Origin of the sequence: Mycobacterium sp., assembly GCF_044370595.1 — a bacterium.
GTDB lineage: Bacteria > Actinomycetota > Actinomycetes > Mycobacteriales > Mycobacteriaceae > Mycobacterium.
This window is the reverse complement of record NZ_JBILVF010000013.1, coordinates 1-17,060: the sequence shown is the minus strand read 5'-3', so window position 1 is coordinate 17,060 and position 17,060 is coordinate 1. Positions and strand designations below refer to the sequence as shown.

Genomic DNA, 17,060 nt, shown 5'->3' with positions numbered 1-17,060 from the left:
TGATCGCCATGCTGAGCACACGACATCGGGTCCAGACGAGTGCAGCGCTGGTCGGCGCCACGGCATTCCTGCTGGCAGGCTGCGCGTCCGGAACGGAGAAAGCCGACAAGTCCGGCGAGGGCGCGTCGGCGGCCGCAGAGTCATCGCCGCCCGTCGCCGCTGCGCCGGGCAACCCCGCCATCGGTGTGTCCCCCGGCGGTGTGACCACCCGCATCGACGAGCCCGCGCAGTCCACCGAGGAGCAGTACGCACAGTCCTGCCTGGCCACCAAGACCTGGATGGACGCCAAGGGCGGCGATGCCAAAGGGCTCGTTGAGCCCTTCCTCAAGGAGTTGCAGAGTTCCAACGAGTCCGGGCCGGCCACCTTCAACCGGACCTGGTCGGAGCTGAGCGCAGCCCAGCAGGCAGCGGTCATCATCGCGGTCGAGGCCGCCGCTGACGGCGGTTGCTGAGCCTTTCATGGCCAAGCGGGTAGCTCTCGCGCTGGGCAGTGGCGGCGCCCGGGGCTTCGCCCACATCGGAGTCATCAACGAACTGCGCGACCGCGGCTACGACATCGTCGGGATCGCCGGTTCCTCGATGGGTGCGTTGGTGGGCGGACTGTTCGCCGCAGGCTCCCTCGACGAGTTCACCGAGTGGGCCACCACCCTGACCGGGACCGCGATGCTGCGACTACTTGACCCGTCGATCTCCGCCGCCGGTGTTTTCCGGGCCGGCAAGATCCTCGACACGGTTCGCGACATGCTGGGCGAAGTGACGATCGAACAGCTTCCGATCCCCTACACCGCGGTAACCACCGACCTGCTTGCCGGCAAGTCGGTGTGGCTGCAGCGTGGCCCACTCGACGAAGCCATCCGAGCGTCGATCGCCATCCCCGGAGTGATCGCACCGCATGTTCTGGACGGCAGATTGCTGGCCGACGGTGGGATCCTCGATCCGCTGCCGATCGCCCCGATCGCCGCGGCCAACGCGGATCTGACCCTCGCAGTGAGCGTATCGGGGATGGAGTCCGATATGGCCGATGAGGGCGGCACCGGGGTAAGACAGACCCGTGAACGGCTGAACCGGTTGCGGCGCAGCACATCAGCGCTTCTCGACCGGTTGAGCACCGGAACGGTCCCGTTCGACATCACCGATATCGACGCCGAGGAAGCGCCCGCCATGCCCGACGACGAATTCGGTGACGCCGAGCGCGGCACTGCGATCCCCAAGCTGCGCAGCTTCGCAGTGATGATGCGCACGATCGACATCGCCCAGGCCGCCCTCGCCCGCCACCAGATGGCGGCCTACCCGCCGGATGTGCTCATCGAGGTGCCGCGTACGGCCTGCCGCAGCCTGGATTTCCACCGCGCCGCCGAGTTGATCGGCCTCGGCCATGAGTTGGCGGCGCGGGCTCTGGACCGTATCGAAGGCGAGGCCTATGAGCGTGACTAAGGCGCCGCCCAACGTGGAACTCAGCCGAGAGGAACTGCCATGACCATCACGGCACCGCCGCCGAAGAAGGACACCTATTCACCGCTGGAGTTATTCGACGTCGACCGCCTGCTCGACGACGACGAACGCGACATCGGGGCCACCGTGCGCAGGTTCGTCGACACCCGGCTTCGTCCCAACGTTGCCGAGTGGTTCGAATCAGCCAGCTTGCCCAGGGAATTGGCCCGGGAATTCGGACAACTCGGCGTGATGGGCATGCACCTGACGGGCTACGGCTGCGCGGGCACCAATGCCGTCAGCTACGGCCTGGCATGCATGGAATTGGAAGCCGGCGACAGCGGCTTCCGCAGCTTCGTATCAGTCCAGGGTTCACTGTCGATGTTCTCGATATGGCGCTACGGGTCCGAGGAGCAGAAGCAGCAGTGGCTGCCCAAGCTCGCCGCCGGGGAGGCCATCGGATGCTTCGGGCTCACCGAGGCGGACTTCGGATCCAATCCGGCCGGCATGCGCACCCGGGCCCGCCGCGACGGCGGCGATTGGGTGATCAACGGCACCAAGATGTGGATCACCAACGGCAACCTCGCCGACGTCGCCACCATCTGGGCGCAGACCGACGAGGGTATCCGTGGTTTCCTCATCCCCACCGACACAACAGGTTTCACCGCCAACGTCATCCACAAGAAGCTCTCGCTTCGGGCCTCGATCACCTCTGAACTCGTCCTGGACAATGTGCGACTACCGGCCTCTGCTCAGCTTCCCCTCGCGCACGGACTCGGCGCGCCGCTGTCCTGCCTGAACGAAGCCCGGTTCGGCATCATCTTCGGGGCGATGGGTGCGGCCCGGGATTGTCTGGAGACCACGCTTACTTACACCGCCAACCGGGAGGTCTTCGACCGGCCGCTGTCCAGCTATCAACTCTCCCAGGAGAAGCTGGCCAACATGACCTTGGAATTGGGCAAAGGCGTACTGCTGGCGATCCACTTGGGCCGCATCAAGGATGCTGAGGGCGTTCGTCCCGAGCAGGTGAGCCTGGGCAAGCTCAACAATGTGCGCGAGGCATTGGCGATCGCCCGGGAGTGCCGGACCCTGCTGGGCGGCAGTGGCATCACCCTGGAGTACTCGCCACTGCGCCACGCGAACAACCTCGAGTCGGTGCTGACCTATGAAGGCACCTCGGAGATGCACCTGCTTTCCATCGGCAAGGCACTGACCGGCCACGCAGCCTTCCGCTGAGATGGCGCAGAGCACCGCGCACCTGATCGCCGGGCAGTGGCGCGACGGGTATGGCGAGGTTTTACGCAGCATCAACCCGACTCGTCCCGGTGAAGTTGTGGCCGAGGGCAATTCAGCCACCGACGCCGATGTCGAGGACGCGGTATCAGCCGCGACTGAGGCGCTGAGGGGCTGGGCTGCGACCCCGATCCATGAACGCGCCGCGGTGCTGGCCGCCGCGGCGGCGATCATCGACCTCAATGCCGATCAGTGGGGTCTGGAACTGGCGACAGAAGAGGGCAAGACGCGAGTCGAAGGTGTCGGCGAGGTGCGCCGCGCGGCGCAGATAATCCGGTACTACTCCGCCGAAGGTGACCGGTTGGCCGGAGACATATTTGCCTCTCCGCGCGCCGGCGAGCAGATCCTGGTGACCCGCAGGCCTGTTGGTGTGGTCGGTGTGATCACACCCTTCAACTTCCCCATCGCCATCCCGGCCTGGAAGATCGGCCCGGCCCTGGTGTACGGCAACACCGTCGTGTGGAAGCCGGCCAGTTCGGTACCACTGCTGGCGATGCGGTTGGCCCAGGCCCTCGCCGAAGCCGGTCTGCCACCCGGGGTGCTCAACATGGTGATCGGCGGCGGCCGCATCGGGGACGCGGTGACCAACCACCCGGGGATCGCCGCGATCACCTTCACCGGCTCAACCGCGCTGGGGCGAAGCATCGCCGCCGCCGCAGCCGCCCGCGGCGTTCCGGTTCAGGCCGAGATGGGCGGTAAGAACGCTGCCGTGGTGCTTGACGACGCGGACTTCGATTTGGCACTCGAGCAGGTGATGCTGGGTGCCTTCCGCAGCAGCGGCCAGAAATGCACCGCCACATCGCGGTTGATCCTCACCGAGGGGATCGCCGAGCGGTTCCTCGCTGCGTTGGTACAACGCGCGGAGACACTCTCGGTGGGCGATCCGACCGATGACCGCACCCAGATGGGTCCGGTTATCAGCGGAGCGGCGCAGGCGAAGATCACCGCCGGACTCGATGCAGCCAGGTCGCAGGGCGCGGCGGTAGTCGTCGGCGGCGGTGCCTACCGCGATGGTCCGCTGACGGAAGGCTTTTTCGTCGCACCCACCATCGTCGAACTGAACGGTCCAGCGGAAATCTGGAACGAGGAACTGTTCGGCCCGGTGCTGGCCGTTCGTCGCGCGCGCGACTCGCGGGAGGCCTTTTCGCTGGCAAACGACGGCGAATTCGGGCTATCCGCAGCGGTATTCACCCAGGACGTGACCCGCACGCTGCAAGCCATGGAGGAGATCGACGTCGGGGTCTTGCACGTCAACTCCGAGTCGGCAGGCGCTGACCCGCACGTGCCGTTCGGCGGCGCCAAGAAGAGCGGTCTGGGCCCCAATGAACAGGGTCAAGCTGCCCGGGAGTTCTTCACACACACCATGACGGTGTACCTGCGCGGCGGAACCGCACGCCCCTGAGCGATCGCCGTAGCTGATTACTCGGACAGCAGATAGTCCGACAGCGACTCCAGTGCCTGACGCGCGTACCCCGGCCACACCCAGGCCAACACCCGCACCGCGGGAACGGTTAGCGCCGACTTGGGGTGCAGCGTCCACTGCCAACTCACGCGCGTGCCAGCGCCCTGCGAATCGAAGTTCCGGTGAGCGACGGCAGGTCGAAGAACCCTTCGATACCTCTTTGCCGACCTTGTGTTTCGAATGCACCCAGCAACCGGCCAGTCCAAGCTCGGGATGCTCCAGAACCGCCCGAATCGCAGCCGTTCCGACCGAACCGGCCGGCCCACTGCAGCACCCGAGGCGCCACAGGAGGCAGACTAGCGGTGAGCAGAAGGGATCACCATGGGCCACAACAAGGTTTTCGTCGTCGGGGTCGGGATGACCAAGTTCGAGAAGCCCGGACGCCGCGAGGGTTGGGACTATCCGGAGATGGCCCGGGAGTCGGGCACCAAGGCGCTGGCCGACGCCGGGGTGGACTACACCCAGATCGAGCAGGGCTTCGTCGGCTACGTGGCCGGTGACTCCACCTGCGGCCAGCGTGCGCTCTACGAACTGGGTATGACGGGCATCCCGATCGTCAATGTCAACAGCAACTGCTCAACTGGTTCCACCGCGCTCTACCTGGGCGCGCAGTCCATCCGGGGCGGGCTGGCCGACTGCGTGCTGGCACTCGGCTTCGAGAAGATGCAGCCCGGCTCCCTGGGCGGCGGCGCCGATGACCGGGAGTCCCCGCTGCGCCGGCACATCAAGGCACTGGCCGAGATTGACGAGTTGGCTTTCCCGGTGGCCCCGTGGATGTTCGCCGCGGCCGGCCGGGAGTACATGCGCAGTTACGGTGCCACCGCCGAACACTTCGCCAAGATCGGCTACAAGAACCACAAGCACTCGGTGAACAATCCGTATGCGCAATTCCAGACCGAGTACAGCCTTGAGGACATCATGAACGCGCCGATGATCTCCGATCCGGTGACGAAGTTGCAGTGCTCGCCGACGTCGGACGGCTCGGCCGCGGCGGTGCTGGTCTCCGAGCGCTTCCTCGACGAGCATGATCTGGCCGGCCAAGCGGTGGAGATCGTCGGTCAGGCGATGACCACCGACTTCGCCTCCACTTTCGACGGCTCAGCCAAGAACATCATCGGCTATGACATGAATGTTCAAGCTGCCCAGAAGGTTTACGACCAGAGCGGTCTAGGTCCGCAGGACTTCGGAGTCATCGAACTACATGACTGCTTCTCGGCCAACGAACTGCTGCTGTATGAAGCCCTCGGTTTGTGCGGGGAGGGCGAGGCGCCGAAGCTGATCGACGCCGGGGACACCACCTATGGCGGCCGCTGGGTGGTCAACCCCTCCGGCGGACTGATCTCCAAAGGCCATCCCCTCGGCGCCACCGGTCTGGCGCAGTGCACCGAGTTGACCTGGCAGTTGCGCGGGACGGCCGATGCTCGTCAGGTCGAGAACGTCACCGCCGCACTGCAGCACAACATCGGCTTGGGCGGGGCGGCGGTCGTCACGGCCTATCAGCGCGCGGTCCGGTAAGGACACGCCGAACTCGACGAAGCGGCGGGTCTCACTCGGGATTTCACGCCCGTTCGTTGGTTTGGGCGCACGGTGAAAGCGGACAGCTAGATGGTATGGACCTGGTAGGCGCCCTCGGCGTAGCGGGCCCGGATGGTCTTCTTGTCGTACTTGCCGACGCTGGTGCGCGGAATCTCCTCAACGAAGGTCCAGCGCTCCGGCAGCCACCACCGAACCACCTTGTCGGCCAGGAATTCCCGAAGGTCTGCCGGGGTGGCCCCAGCGCCGTCCTGCAGGACGACCGCAGCCAGCGGACGCTCCTGCCAACGCTCGTCGGGCACCCCCACCACGGCGGCCTCGCGCACCAGGGGGTGGGCGATGAGGGTGTTCTCCAGTTCCACCGAGGAGATCCACTCACCACCGGACTTGATGACGTCCTTGGCCCGGTCGGTCAGAGTGATGTAGCCCTGCGGGTCGATCCGGCCCACATCTCCGGTGCGCAGCCAGCCCGATTCGAACTTCGACGGGTCGGTATTGCGGTAGTAGGACCCGGTGATCCACGGCCCGCGGACCTCCAACTCCCCGACGGAGTGGTTGTCGTTGGGCAGCACCCCGCCCTGATCATCGACAATGCGCGCCTCCACCCCGCACATCGGCCGGCCCTGGGTTGAGCGAATCTCCCAATGCTTCTCCGGCGGGGTGTCGGGGGCAGGCCAGGCCAGGGTGGCCATCGGCGAGGTCTCGGTCATTCCCCACAGCTGCCGGATCTGGACGTCGTGGCGCTGCTCGAAGGTCTGCATTAGCGACAGCGGCACCGCCGACCCTCCACAGGCCACCAACCGCAGCGACGAAATGTCGTGGCCGGGTTCGCGATCCAGATGGTTCATCACGTCATTCCAGATCGTCGGGACAGCACCGGCGACGGTGGGCCGCTGAGTTTCGATCAGATTCACCAACGACTTGGCGTCCATGAACCGGTCCGGCAGAACCAGATCGGCGCCGGCCATCAGCGCCGCGTAGGGCAGCCCCCAGGCGTTGGCGTGGAACATCGGCACAATGGGCAGCGCCTTGTCGGCGAAACTCAGCCCCATCCCGTTGCCGGCGCACACCGCCATCGAGTGCAGGTAGCTCGACCGGTGACCGTAGACCACGCCCTTCGGGTGGCCGGTCGTGCCGCTGGTGTAACACATTGCCGCAGCGGAGTTCTCGTCGATCTCGGGCCAGTCGAACTGGTCAGACTCCGCGGCGGTGAGTTCGTGGTAGCGCAGCACCCGCTTACCAGAGGCTTCCAGCGACCCGAGATCGCCCTCCCCGACGGCAATCACGGTGTGCACGGTTTCCATCCGGGGCAGCACCGGGGCGAGGATGGGGGCCAGGGACATGTCCAGTATGACGATTCGATCTTCGGCCTCGTAGGCGACGAACTCGATCTGTTCGGGGAACAACCGGATGTTGAGTGTGTGCAGCACCGCCCCCATCGACGGGATGGCGACATAGGCCTCGAGGTGTTCCTGGTTGTTCCACATGAAGGTGGCGACGCGCTGATCACCGTCAATTCCCAGTCGCCGCAGCGCGTTGGCCAACCGCGCGGCCTGCTGACCGATTTGCTGATAGGTAGCGTGCCGGAAACCGTCGCCGGTGGCGGTGGTGACAGTGCGGTCGCCGTGAACGTTGACTGCGTACCGCAGGATCTCGGCAACGGTGAGCGGGGAGTGCTGCATAGTGCTCTGCATTGACGATTCTCCTTCGATCGGGGCCGGTACACGCCGATCGTATCGCCGTCGAATACCAGCGGGCCTGGCCTATCAGCGTCGACCGGGCCCTTCTGTGCGGCAGGTTCTGCTGGGTACCCCTGTTCCTTGGTTGACCAGGATGGACTCCGCGTTGGGGACCAACCAAAGCTGCGTCGTACCCGATTCGGTCCAGGTGCGCATCAGCCCGCCCACGCACGGGCTTAGCATCGGCTGAGCATCGCCGTGGAGGCGATGTCCGGGCACCTCCTCGTTGTCGTGTCGGCTTAGACGGGCTGGAATTGGCTTTGCACCCAACCGGCGACGACCGCGAGGCGGCTGGGTCGGTGTACCGCGAGGAAGCCGAAGGGCCGGTCGAAGTGCACTCTGGGGTAGGTGACGTCGTGCGCGGCAGGTGCGACGTGGCGATGTCGGTCAGCCGGCCCGGAGAGCCGGGACCGCAGGGGAGAGCCGAACTTCTGCTACTCGACCCCCGGTCGGGCCGATCGGATCCATCTCAGTTCTCCCGGGGATGCGTCGTCGTAATGTGTCGACGCGCGCGGCCTGGCCGCGGGCCTTCTCGGCCTTCGGCCTCCTCGCGATGCGTCGTATAGCGTGAGCTCAATCGAGGAGGCATCGTGATCCGGACAGCCCTGGGCGCCGCCGCGGTCGCGGGGCTTGCAATCCTGGCCGCACCTGCCGGTACCGCATGGGCCGAGACGGCCCAGGAGACGATCAACCGCCTGCAGCAGCAGGGTTATGCCGTGCAGATCGACAAAATCGGTACCGGGCCGATATCAAAGTGCGTGGTAACCAGCGTGCGCAGTCCGCACACAGTGACCCAGTGGGTGCCCTACGTGGGGCCGGGACTCGGTGACGCCGACACCTTCCTGGTGCCGGTCGTCACCAGTCGAACCATTTCGGTGTCGCTCAACTGCAGCCAGCAGTAACCGCTCAGGACGCGGCGCGAAGTCCCTTGCTCAGGGCCTGCACCGCCAGTGCGGTGATCCCACCCTCGTAGTCGCCTACGTAAACGCGGGTGCCATCACGGCTGACTGCTAGGCAGGACACCGGCTTGCCCACGTCGACGTTGCTGGACAGGCGCACGGTGTGTGCGTCGAACACCGAGACCTGCTCGCCGTGCGCCAGGTAGACCGCGGCCTCGCCGGCGATGATCCCGACTGGAACGCCGTCGACGGGGGTCGTGGCCAGCACCCGCGCCGAAGAGGTGTCCACGACGTGCAGGACGGCACCCTGAGCGGGATCCCACCCGGTGACGAACGCCCGACGGTCATCGCCGTGAACTGCGATATCGGTGATCGCCGCACCGACTGAAATGAACTGCACCCGACCGGTCCGGATCTCGATGACAACCAGGGCGCCGCCGGCGGCGGTGCTGAGCGCGGCGTACAACCGGGTTCCGGCCCCGTTGATCCGGACGGCGTCGATCGCGGCGCCTGGGGCTGCGATGACGGGGATAGCGGTAACCGTCCCGCTTTCAACGTCGATGACGGCGATGTCGGCGACATCGTCGGCGGAGCGGGCCACATAGAGCGCCTCGCCGGCTGGCCCGACCGCCAGTCCGCCGGCACCCACACCGACCTTCCGGGCGGCAAGCGCGGCGCCGGACTCTAGGTCGACGGCAACGACGCCGTCTTCCCATATCGACGCCGAGCGCAGATATGCGCGGTCGGCGGTGGCGACCGCGTACGGTTCGGCGATCCCGGGCACCGTGGTGGCGACGGTCAGGGTCGCGGTGTCGATCACCGACGCTGCATCGGCCCCGTAATGGGCCGCGACCAAGTGGCGTCCGTCACGGCTGACCCCGAGTTCGGTGACGGCGCCGGGTAGGCCGGTCAACGCACCCTCGGCCAGGCGGGAAACCCGATGCAGAGGGACGGCAGGCAGAGTGTCGCTGCTGACGGTGGCATGGCGGTGCTTGGGCAGGGGGTTGTTGGGCAGGGGGTTGTTGGGCAGGGGGTTGTTGGGCAGGGACGCAAGCCACGCCGAATCGGTAGGGCGTGCGGCGAGCGCGGTGCCGCCCGTGGTGGTTGCCATGTTTCGTCTCACCTCTCCGAGCCGGGCCGCAGCCCAGCCTCCGTAAAAATCGGGATTATTGCCCTGGAAGTTCTGCAGGGCGATCAAAGCGAGTTTAGCCGCTCGCACCGACCGAATTTGCCGTTCGCCCGCCGCGGGACTACCAGCAGACCTTCAGAAATGACCGCCGCAACAGCGTTATTCCGCCGCCGCAACGGGCTCTGTGAGTTACGCGTATCAGCAGACCAACGATGTTTTTCCGCAAATAGTGACATTACAAATTCATCCTGTGAAATATTCAGGAGACGGAAGTATTTTCGGCGCCATGACGCTGAAAAGCGGCGAATGTCACAGCGGCACCTGGAAGGTGTTTTTCCAGACCGCGGCGGGATTACTTCGCGAGCGTCTGCTCCACGACTTCGCGGTCGCGGTACTCGTCGGTGCCCGGCACATAGGTCGGTTCGGTGTGCTCACACACTGTGCCGCCGGACACTCGGCGCTGCGCCTGCCGGAACTCCGGCAACGGCCCCATCGCGGCCTGGGTTCCGTTGATCGCCGCCCAGGTCGCCGCCCGCCGGGCGGCCCGTTCAACCGGATGCGGAGGCCGGTACATCACCATCTCGGCGGCCCAGTCCGGCATCGCATCCCGGATGGCCCAATCGAAAAACTTCGCGGCCTGGGGCACGTCGGGATTACTCATCAGCGCCGCCCCGGTGGCCAGCGCCGCACCGTGGGTGAGCGCAAGCCGGGGCAGGTAGGAGCGCAGACAGTCCAGCGTCTCGGCCTTGGTCGTGGGCAGGTCCGTACCACCCAGCGCATGGCCCACCCGGACGAACTCGCCGTAGTACCGGTCGATGTCGCGCAGTGGAACGGGGTGGTACATCTGGTGGGCGGTTGCGATCCCCCACACCACGGTGGCGTAATTCCACCGGAGCCAGTCGGGATCGTCGGCGTCGTAGGCCAATCCGTCGGGCCGCACGCCCTTGACCGTGTGGTGCATCGCGCGCACCGTCTGGGCAACCTTCTCGGCGGTCTGGGTTGATCCGTAGGCGGTGCCGATGAAGAACGCCAGCGAGTGCGCCAACCGAACCTGCGCGCCCTCGGCGTCCAGCCGGCCGGTGGGCAGCCCGTCGCCGTCACGTTCGACCACCCGGGAGTGGTCAGATCCCATCCAGAAGATGCTCGGATCGAGGCGCTCCATGAAGGCCGCGCACTGCAGGCCGAAGATCAGCGCGGAGGTGTGCGAATGGACATGCCACACCGCGCTGTCCGGGCCGAACCAGCCGGGATCGCCCTTTGGACCGGCGAACTGAAGACCCCGGAAGAACTTCCTGCGGACGTCCTTGTCGAAGTCGGAGCGCACCTTGTGCTCGAGAAGTTGATGCGGAAGCAGCACCCTCATCGCCGCCCCTTCCCGGGTTTGGCTACATCTGTAGCCAAAATAGCACCGCTGGGCCCCACTGCGGGTCAGGGCAGGGATATTCTCGCCGCATGTCACGCGCCACCCGATGGGCCGGGGTCTCCCCCACCGACCGTCGGGCGGAGCGCCGTCTGCTCCTCATCGACGCCGCCTACACGCTGTTCGGCGGCGGCGGAGAGGCCGCGGTGTCGGTGCGTTCGGTCTGCCGTGCCAGCGAGTTGAACACCCGATACTTCTACGAGAACTTCGCCGACACCGACGAGTTACTCGGCGCGGTCTATGACCGGGTCCGCGCGGAGCTCGCTGATCGCCTCGCCAGGGCGATGGCCAGCGGATCCGAGGGCAAGCGGCTACGGCTCCGAGCCGGCATCCGGGCGGTCCTGGAATTCAGTTCCGCTGATCCGCGCCGCGGCCGAATCCTGTTCACCGAGGCCCGAACCAATCGCGTCCTGGCCGAGCGCCGGGCCAAGGCTCGAGACCAACTGCGCGAATTGGTGCTCAACGAAGGCCGTCGTCGCGATCCGGGCGCAGATCGGGTAGCAGGTGAAGTCGGAGCAGCGATGTATGCCGGAGCGATGGCCGAGTTGGCCCAGCAGTGGCTGGCCGGCACCCTCGGCGTCGACCTCGACGCAGTTGTCGACCACGCCGTACGGCTGCTACTTCCGGTGTCCGAAGTCGGCAAGAACCTGCGGCGATGACCGAAACCCCCGGCGCCGGAAGCCTACCCCGCGGTATCGGGACGCGATTGGGTTGGCTGACGTTCAGCCTGCTTACGCTCGGCCTGGGGATCAGCGGCGGGCTGATCCTGCACGATCAGCTCAACACCCCGGTAGCCGGCCGGGCAACCCTCCCGCTGTCGGAGCGGCTGGCACAGGTACCGCCCTCCGGCCCGGCCGGCGATCCCGTAATCATCTCCGGCGTGGGCAGTTCCCGGGCGGTCCGCTGCGAGGGCAACACGGTCAGCGTCAACGGTGTCCGCAACGAGGTCACACTCACCGGACGCTGCACGCGCGTCGATGTGACCGGAGTGGAAAACACCGTCATTGTGGAATCTGCTGAGGCAATTGACGTCTCGGGCGTGGACAACACGGTGACGTTCCTCTCCGGCGAACCGGAGTTGAGCAGATCCGGTATCGGCAACACTGTGGCCCCGGGTTAGCCGACGGACGGGTTCGGGCCGGAGCAGTTCAGACCCTGACCTCGTCCGGTATCTGCACGGCGGGCGCCACCCGCAGGCGGATCTGGCGGTGCACAACGGCCAGCAGGGCCCACTGCACCAGGCCGATCGCAAGCACCGGCCACAACAGGCCGGCCACGACAGCCAGTCCGCCCGGGTGATCCGGTGCGGGCGCCCCGGGAAGCCGAATCCATTCCGACGCGAGGAAGGCCGAAATGGCAAAGATCATCGAGATGAACAGGTAAAAAGCGATCCCGATCACAGCCGAACCCCTTTCTCTCCCTTGATGCGTTGCCACCGACAGTACGTACCTCCCAGAGGCAAACCTCGCGAACAGCGACTCACGAAGCAGTTTTCATATGAGATACATACGATCCGGATCGGACGCCACCGGGAATCCCGGCCGGTGGCCGATAAATTTTGGGAATCCGTGGTCATTCCCTGACAGCCCATGGGTATGCCACGGGACCGTTCAGACGGCCGGAGTTCCCACCTGGATGCCGACACAGGGCCCTGGCAGTCGCGAGAGTCGTGTGGTGTCCGACTCGTCGGGGTCTGACGTCGACGCAATCACGAAGGCATCCCGGTGGAGTGCCTTCCGTACCGCCAGGATCAATAGGAACTGCACTAGGCCCAAGACCAACACCGGCCACATCAATGCGGCGAGAACCGAATACGACAGTCGTCGGCGCCGACGCGGGACATTCTCATGCCCAACCCATTGCACAGCCACGAAGATCGTCGGAGCGAGAAGCATTGCTGTGCCTACGTATACGGCGACTATGCCCATAATGCCCATCGCGACCTCCTCCGAGATCCCAGTACTGCCCACGGTAGCGGGGAGAGCTGTGATGCGCCGCACAGGCTAGGGCACGGTTTGCTAACGAGCCTGTAACTATTTGCAGCTCGCGTCTATGCGATGAGTCCGGGAACGCCAACTCCGGTGATCACCGCCGCCGAGGCGATGACAATGCCGATTGAAAGGCCGCGGAGGCGAACCATGCCCGATCCGGCGCGCTCGTCGTCGTGCTTGAGCTTGTGCTCAGCTTCGGGCCGGACCGCAACGGGCAAAAGCCCACCACAACTATCAGCGGACATCCGCCGGTTGCGTTGCCGCGGAGCCGGCAGCGATCACCGCTTGATTCCGTTCAGCTACAACTGAAATGTCCATCTTCACCAGCCGGCGGTCATAGGACAGGAAACCGTTGACTTCGTTTTCCACATCCGTCATCTGGGTGTAGATCGCCCCCGACAATCCGGTCTGGCGCACGATGTCTTCGAGGTCTTGGCTGACCTCCACGTAGCGTTGGGTGAGCCGGGCCGGGTCGTCGACGATCTCATAGGACGCCGGCCGGCCGGGCCAGCGATTCGTGGCGGGTACAAATCCGAGGCCGCCGTACTCACCGTTGACTCGCACGCGGGGTCCGGGGACGGTTGGACGGCCCGGACCGACGTAGGTGTGGTCGTCGTAGATGTCGCCGGCGCCGGTGTCGCCCCGCGATTTACAGCAGTTGACTCCGCTGTTCGCGTTGACCATCCGGGTGGGGTCTGCCGTCTTGACGGCGGCGGCGATCCTGGCGGTGTCGAACTCCCCCCAGCCTTCGTTGAAAGGCACCCAGCCGACGATCGAGGTCACACTGCGAAGTTGATCGATCATCGCCAGCAATTCTCGTTCGAAGTTGGCCTTGGCGGCGGGTGTGGGATCCGGTGCCGGTCCGACCGGAACTCGAAGAGACACATCAAGCGACGGCATGTCCTGCCACACCAACAGGCCGAGCCGGTCCGTCCAGTAGTACCAGCGCGCGGGTTCGACCTTGGCGTGCTTGCGCACGAAGTTCATCCCGAGTTCCTTGATCCGCTCCAGGTCGGACTTGAGTGCGTCGTCGGTCGGAGCGGTGAAGATGCCGTCGGGCCAGTACCCCTGGTCCAGGGGGCCGTGCAGAAAGGTGATCCTGCCGTTCAACGCGATACGAGGTCTGCCCTGCGCATCGTTGACGGTGCCGATGGTGCGCAGTCCCGCGTAACTGGAGACCGTATCCACCACCTTCGCGGCGGTATTGACCAGGCTCACCTTCACGTCGTAGAGAAACGGATCGTCCGGGCTCCACAGCCGCGGGTTGGGTATCCCCAGGCGGATGGGCTCATCAGCGGCGCCGGAGTTCACGGCGACCACCCGGCCATCGGGCTCCGAGACGAACACCACAGCGCGCTCATCGCCTGCCCCGGCGGTCCGCGGCGTGACGGTCAGACCCTGCAGGTCGGAGGTGATGTCAAGTTTGGTGAGGTGGGTGGCGGCGACCGGCTCAATCCAGACCGTCTGCCAGATACCGGAGGCGCCGGTATAGAAAAGCCCGGCAGGCTTACTGCGCTGCTTTCCGACCGGGAACGGGCCGGCTTCGTGTCGGTCCTCCACCTGAACCGTGATCTCCTGGGACCCGATACCCCGCAGCGCCGGTGTGATGTCGACGCTGAAGCCGGTGAATCCGCCTTCGTGCCGGGCCACCTGTTGCTTATTGACCCACACGGTGGCGACCTGGTCGACCGCGCCGAAGTGCAGCAGTACCCGTTGCCCCCGCCAACTGCTCGGGACGCGAAACAGCTTGCGGTACCACATCTGTTCGTCGTGCCGGCCGATTCCCGACAACGCAGACTCGACGGGGAATGGAACCAGAATCTGCTCGGTGTAAGCCCCTGGCGGCGGGGGGGCTGTCAGCGCGAACGGACCGGACCGGCCGAAGTAGTTCCACAATCCGTTGAGGTTGAGCCAACTGCTGCGGGCCATCTGGGGGCGGGGGTAGTCGGGCAGGGCATTGTCTGCGTTCACCAGGTCTGTCCACGGTGTTGACAACGGTGCCGGTTGCTGACGCCATGTGCCCACCGCGTTGGCGGGCGGGTCGGACGGCATCATCACGGCAAGCAACGCCACCAACAGGATGACGATCCGCGCGGTCCGTGCCACCGGTTCCACCTCCGAATTCGACCGTCCCGGCCGCCAGGTGGTTATGCGGTGTGACCCCTACTCGGGCCGGTAGCGAAGTTGCCGACGGCACCCTAGCCCGGTCTGACCCCGCGGCGGGGTCAAAGCCGTAAAAGAGTTCTACCGGATCGCCGAGCGGGACTGGCGAGGCTCTGCACCCGCCCATGAACATTCAGTCGGCGAGTCCCCTCGTCTCCTGCGCAAGAGCGATGACCCGCGCCCGCACCAGATCGGGGCACTCGTCGATGATGAAGTGCCCGGCATCGACCGGCTCGAACGTGTAATCGTCGGCGTTGGCGGTCTGGGCTGTCGCCAGCGAGTGGTGCACGGCGAAATCGCTCATCCCGAACAACGCCCGGATTGGCGCCGTGGCGCGTCGCTGCTCGGGATGTCTTGCTGCGGCCGGCAACTCGCGCATCAGGAAGGTCCGGTAGGTGTCGGTGGCGGCGCGAGCGCAGACCGGATCGCGGAATCGGTCGGCGTAGACCTTGACCGCAGCGCGGTTCACCCGGTGGGCCTTGGGGCCGACGCTGAAAATCACCCGCTCCAAATAGGGGGTGCGTTGCTGTAGGGCCATGCCGATGCTCGCCACGAACGGCTGGTAGGCCAGGAACCGCCAGAAGTGCGGCAGGGTCGTAGCGGGTGTCTGCCACGGGTGTGCCATGTTGCACACCAGATATCCGTCGAATCGGTCGGGTCTGGCCAGCAACATCCGGTAGCCCACAAAGCCACCCCAGTCGTGGCCCACCAGGAGAGCCCGATCCAGTCTGAGAACGTCCATCAGCGCCAACACGTCGTTGGCCACGTCCTCCTTGGCCCAGCGGTGCGGCGGCGGGCCTGACCACCCGTAGCCGGGCAGGTCTGGGGCGATGATGCGCAGCCCGGGTGGCGGGGCAGCCAGCAGATCGCGGTAAACCCAGTGGTGTTGAGGCCAGCCGTGCAATGCGACGACGGGCCTGCCGTCGATCGGCCCGGCCTCGGTGACGTGGAAGCGCACCCCCCGCGCCTCGACGAACGAGCGGCGAACATCCGGGATGGGCGGCGGTTCGCTTCCGGCTGACGTGGTGGCCACGACTGCACTATAGAAGCGCAGCACAGACCCACTCAGGCGCTACCAGGCAGCTGAAAGTCCTCCCTGACGACCGCCGAGACTGCACCAGTGACGACATCCCGCGGCGTGTCGCCTACCTAGTTTCAGTCTCGAGCGCCATGAGCCCCCAAACCGACACTTGGCGGATTTTAAGTCCGAGGATGTGCTTTCGCGGGTGTCCCCCCGGTGTTCTTGCAGCGGTCAATAAAGAGGCCGTGAACGGCTCATACGCTCCGCCGGCGTTCTGTCGTGTTCGCGCCGATACGCAGCGGTTGGGTGCAGGACTTGTGACACCCTCGTGACACCGAGTCGATCCACGTGCAAAAAGCTGTTGCGCCCAAACAAGCCTCTCTTCCATGCAGGCTTAGGCCCGCGCGGTCGCTGACCTCCACCAAGTTGACAACAACGTGTCAGGTCACGACACCTAGGGGAGGCTGCGTGTGGAGATGTTCACACCGCCCCACCCAAATCCGTACATGGGCCCGATTGCGGCGTAGACAATGCCAGCCGGATCGACGTGGACCCCAAAGACAATATCGCCTGTAAGGCCGTTGCCACCTTGGTTCGTGCCATCGCTGGCGAGGCCGTAGTCGGTAAACGTGGCACCGCCGTCGGTGGAGATCGCCAGGCCGTCACCGGTTGCGGCGTAGATCTTGCCGCCAGTGGCGTACACCCCGAACACCTGCCGGCATGACCCCGGCCCGTAGGCAGCGCAACCACCACTGTATAAGCGCTTGGTGAACGTGGCACCGCCGTCGGTGGAGATCGACAGTCCGTTCCCGGTGCCAGCATAGATGATGCCACTCTCGTCGACGTATGTCGCATTCACTTTGGCGTAGGGCAGGCCACTGTTGGCGCCGCTGCGGTAATTCCACGTCGTGCCGCCGTCGGTGGAGATCGCCAGGCCGTCAGTTGTGGTGGCGGCGTAGATGATGCCGTCACGGACGTA

The 17,060-nt window shown here is 65.7% G+C and carries 16 protein-coding genes and 2 pseudogenes; 8 read left to right on the top strand and 10 right to left on the bottom strand.

The window, feature by feature from the left end:
- The first annotated feature begins 8 nt into the window (after positions 1-8).
- Genes lpqV through ADBZ5N_RS03425 form a run of 4 tightly spaced genes read left to right on the top strand, consistent with a single transcriptional unit; the run spans position 9 to position 4,126 of the window.
- Positions 9-452, top strand: coding sequence for a lipoprotein LpqV (gene lpqV / locus ADBZ5N_RS03440; protein ID WP_526256084.1), 444 nt, complete (start codon positions 9-11; stop codon positions 450-452).
- A gap of 7 nt (positions 453-459) precedes the next feature.
- Positions 460-1,434, top strand: a complete 975-nt coding sequence (locus tag ADBZ5N_RS03435; protein ID WP_526256083.1) for a patatin-like phospholipase family protein — start codon at positions 460-462, stop codon at positions 1,432-1,434.
- 39 nt (positions 1,435-1,473) lie between these two features.
- On the top strand, positions 1,474-2,667 hold the full coding sequence (locus ADBZ5N_RS03430) for an acyl-CoA dehydrogenase family protein (RefSeq protein ID WP_526256082.1): 1,194 nt from the start codon (positions 1,474-1,476) through the stop codon (positions 2,665-2,667).
- A gap of 1 nt (position 2,668) precedes the next feature.
- Complete coding sequence (locus ADBZ5N_RS03425; protein ID WP_526256081.1) at positions 2,669-4,126, top strand: aldehyde dehydrogenase family protein; 1,458 nt, start codon at positions 2,669-2,671, stop codon at positions 4,124-4,126.
- A 17-nt stretch (positions 4,127-4,143) separates the two neighbouring features.
- On the opposite strand, the gene ADBZ5N_RS03420 is transcribed toward ADBZ5N_RS03425, so the two are convergent.
- Together ADBZ5N_RS03420 and ADBZ5N_RS03415 are read right to left on the bottom strand one after the other, a co-directional pair.
- A complete protein-coding gene (locus ADBZ5N_RS03420; RefSeq protein ID WP_526256117.1) occupies positions 4,144-4,275 on the bottom strand; it encodes a hypothetical protein in 132 nt (43 codons plus the stop codon).
- Positions 4,276-4,333: 58 nt separating this feature from the next.
- Positions 4,334-4,472: pseudogene (locus tag ADBZ5N_RS03415) on the bottom strand (NAD(P)H-dependent amine dehydrogenase family protein); the annotation flags it as partial.
- Positions 4,473-4,507: 35 nt separating this feature from the next.
- On the opposite strand from ADBZ5N_RS03415, the gene ADBZ5N_RS03410 reads away from it, so the two are divergent.
- Positions 4,508-5,701, top strand: coding sequence for a thiolase family protein (locus ADBZ5N_RS03410; protein WP_526256080.1), 1,194 nt, complete (start codon positions 4,508-4,510; stop codon positions 5,699-5,701).
- 86 nt (positions 5,702-5,787) lie between these two features.
- On the opposite strand, the gene ADBZ5N_RS03405 is transcribed toward ADBZ5N_RS03410, so the two are convergent.
- The gene (locus ADBZ5N_RS03405) at positions 5,788-7,413 is read right to left on the bottom strand and encodes a long-chain fatty acid--CoA ligase (RefSeq protein WP_526256079.1); all 1,626 of its coding nucleotides are present in this window, start codon (positions 7,411-7,413) and stop codon (positions 5,788-5,790) included.
- Between the two features lie 638 nt (positions 7,414-8,051).
- Here ADBZ5N_RS03405 and ADBZ5N_RS03400 point away from each other — a divergent pair.
- On the top strand, positions 8,052-8,360 hold the full coding sequence (locus ADBZ5N_RS03400) for a hypothetical protein (RefSeq protein ID WP_526256109.1): 309 nt from the start codon (positions 8,052-8,054) through the stop codon (positions 8,358-8,360).
- 4 nt (positions 8,361-8,364) lie between these two features.
- Here ADBZ5N_RS03400 and ADBZ5N_RS03395 read toward each other — a convergent pair whose 3' ends face one another.
- Positions 8,365-9,468 (bottom strand): YncE family protein, encoded by a 1,104-nt coding sequence (locus ADBZ5N_RS03395; protein ID WP_526256078.1) that lies wholly within the window; start codon positions 9,466-9,468, stop codon positions 8,365-8,367.
- A 370-nt stretch (positions 9,469-9,838) separates the two neighbouring features.
- Entirely contained in the window at positions 9,839-10,843 is a 1,005-nt protein-coding gene (locus tag ADBZ5N_RS03390; RefSeq protein ID WP_526256108.1) for an oxygenase MpaB family protein, read from the bottom strand.
- 95 nt (positions 10,844-10,938) lie between these two features.
- Between ADBZ5N_RS03390 and ADBZ5N_RS03385 the strand changes: the two genes are divergently transcribed.
- Both ADBZ5N_RS03385 and ADBZ5N_RS03380 read left to right on the top strand, forming a co-directional pair.
- On the top strand, positions 10,939-11,565 hold the full coding sequence (locus ADBZ5N_RS03385) for a TetR/AcrR family transcriptional regulator (RefSeq protein WP_526256077.1): 627 nt from the start codon (positions 10,939-10,941) through the stop codon (positions 11,563-11,565).
- A complete protein-coding gene (locus ADBZ5N_RS03380) occupies positions 11,562-12,026 on the top strand; it encodes a DUF3060 domain-containing protein (protein ID WP_526256076.1) in 465 nt (154 codons plus the stop codon). Before ADBZ5N_RS03385 ends, ADBZ5N_RS03380 begins: the two co-directional genes overlap by 4 nt.
- 28 nt (positions 12,027-12,054) lie before the next feature.
- On the opposite strand, the gene ADBZ5N_RS03375 is transcribed toward ADBZ5N_RS03380, so the two are convergent.
- The 5 genes and pseudogenes from ADBZ5N_RS03375 to ADBZ5N_RS03355 form a co-directional block, all read right to left on the bottom strand.
- A complete protein-coding gene (locus ADBZ5N_RS03375; protein WP_526256075.1) occupies positions 12,055-12,306 on the bottom strand; it encodes a hypothetical protein in 252 nt (83 codons plus the stop codon).
- Positions 12,307-12,956: 650 nt separating this feature from the next.
- Positions 12,957-13,115 (bottom strand): hypothetical protein, encoded by a 159-nt coding sequence (locus ADBZ5N_RS03370; protein ID WP_526256074.1) that lies wholly within the window; start codon positions 13,113-13,115, stop codon positions 12,957-12,959.
- A gap of 16 nt (positions 13,116-13,131) precedes the next feature.
- The gene (locus tag ADBZ5N_RS03365; protein ID WP_526256107.1) at positions 13,132-14,952 is read right to left on the bottom strand and encodes a glycoside hydrolase family 2 protein; all 1,821 of its coding nucleotides are present in this window, start codon (positions 14,950-14,952) and stop codon (positions 13,132-13,134) included.
- Between the two features lie 241 nt (positions 14,953-15,193).
- On the bottom strand, positions 15,194-16,093 hold the full coding sequence (locus tag ADBZ5N_RS03360; protein WP_526256073.1) for an alpha/beta fold hydrolase: 900 nt from the start codon (positions 16,091-16,093) through the stop codon (positions 15,194-15,196).
- Between the two features lie 442 nt (positions 16,094-16,535).
- A pseudogene (locus tag ADBZ5N_RS03355) lies at positions 16,536-17,060 on the bottom strand (hypothetical protein); the annotation flags it as partial.

What these genes read in the sequence shown, in the direction of transcription:
- lpqV (WP_526256084.1), top strand. Translation starts at nt 9, where the DNA reads ATGCTGAGCACACGACATCGGGTCCAGACGAGTGCAGCGCTGGTCGGC.
- ADBZ5N_RS03435 (WP_526256083.1), top strand. Translation starts at nt 460, where the DNA reads ATGGCCAAGCGGGTAGCTCTCGCGCTGGGCAGTGGCGGCGCCCGGGGC.
- ADBZ5N_RS03430 (WP_526256082.1), top strand. Translation starts at nt 1,474, where the DNA reads ATGACCATCACGGCACCGCCGCCGAAGAAGGACACCTATTCACCGCTG.
- ADBZ5N_RS03425 (WP_526256081.1), top strand. Translation starts at nt 2,669, where the DNA reads ATGGCGCAGAGCACCGCGCACCTGATCGCCGGGCAGTGGCGCGACGGG.
- ADBZ5N_RS03410 (WP_526256080.1), top strand. Translation starts at nt 4,508, where the DNA reads ATGGGCCACAACAAGGTTTTCGTCGTCGGGGTCGGGATGACCAAGTTC.
- ADBZ5N_RS03405 (WP_526256079.1), bottom strand. Translation starts at nt 7,413, where the DNA reads ATGCAGAGCACTATGCAGCACTCCCCGCTCACCGTTGCCGAGATCCTG.
- ADBZ5N_RS03395 (WP_526256078.1), bottom strand. Translation starts at nt 9,468, where the DNA reads ATGGCAACCACCACGGGCGGCACCGCGCTCGCCGCACGCCCTACCGAT.
- ADBZ5N_RS03385 (WP_526256077.1), top strand. Translation starts at nt 10,939, where the DNA reads ATGTCACGCGCCACCCGATGGGCCGGGGTCTCCCCCACCGACCGTCGG.
- ADBZ5N_RS03380 (WP_526256076.1), top strand. Translation starts at nt 11,562, where the DNA reads ATGACCGAAACCCCCGGCGCCGGAAGCCTACCCCGCGGTATCGGGACG.
- ADBZ5N_RS03365 (WP_526256107.1), bottom strand. Translation starts at nt 14,952, where the DNA reads ATGATGCCGTCCGACCCGCCCGCCAACGCGGTGGGCACATGGCGTCAG.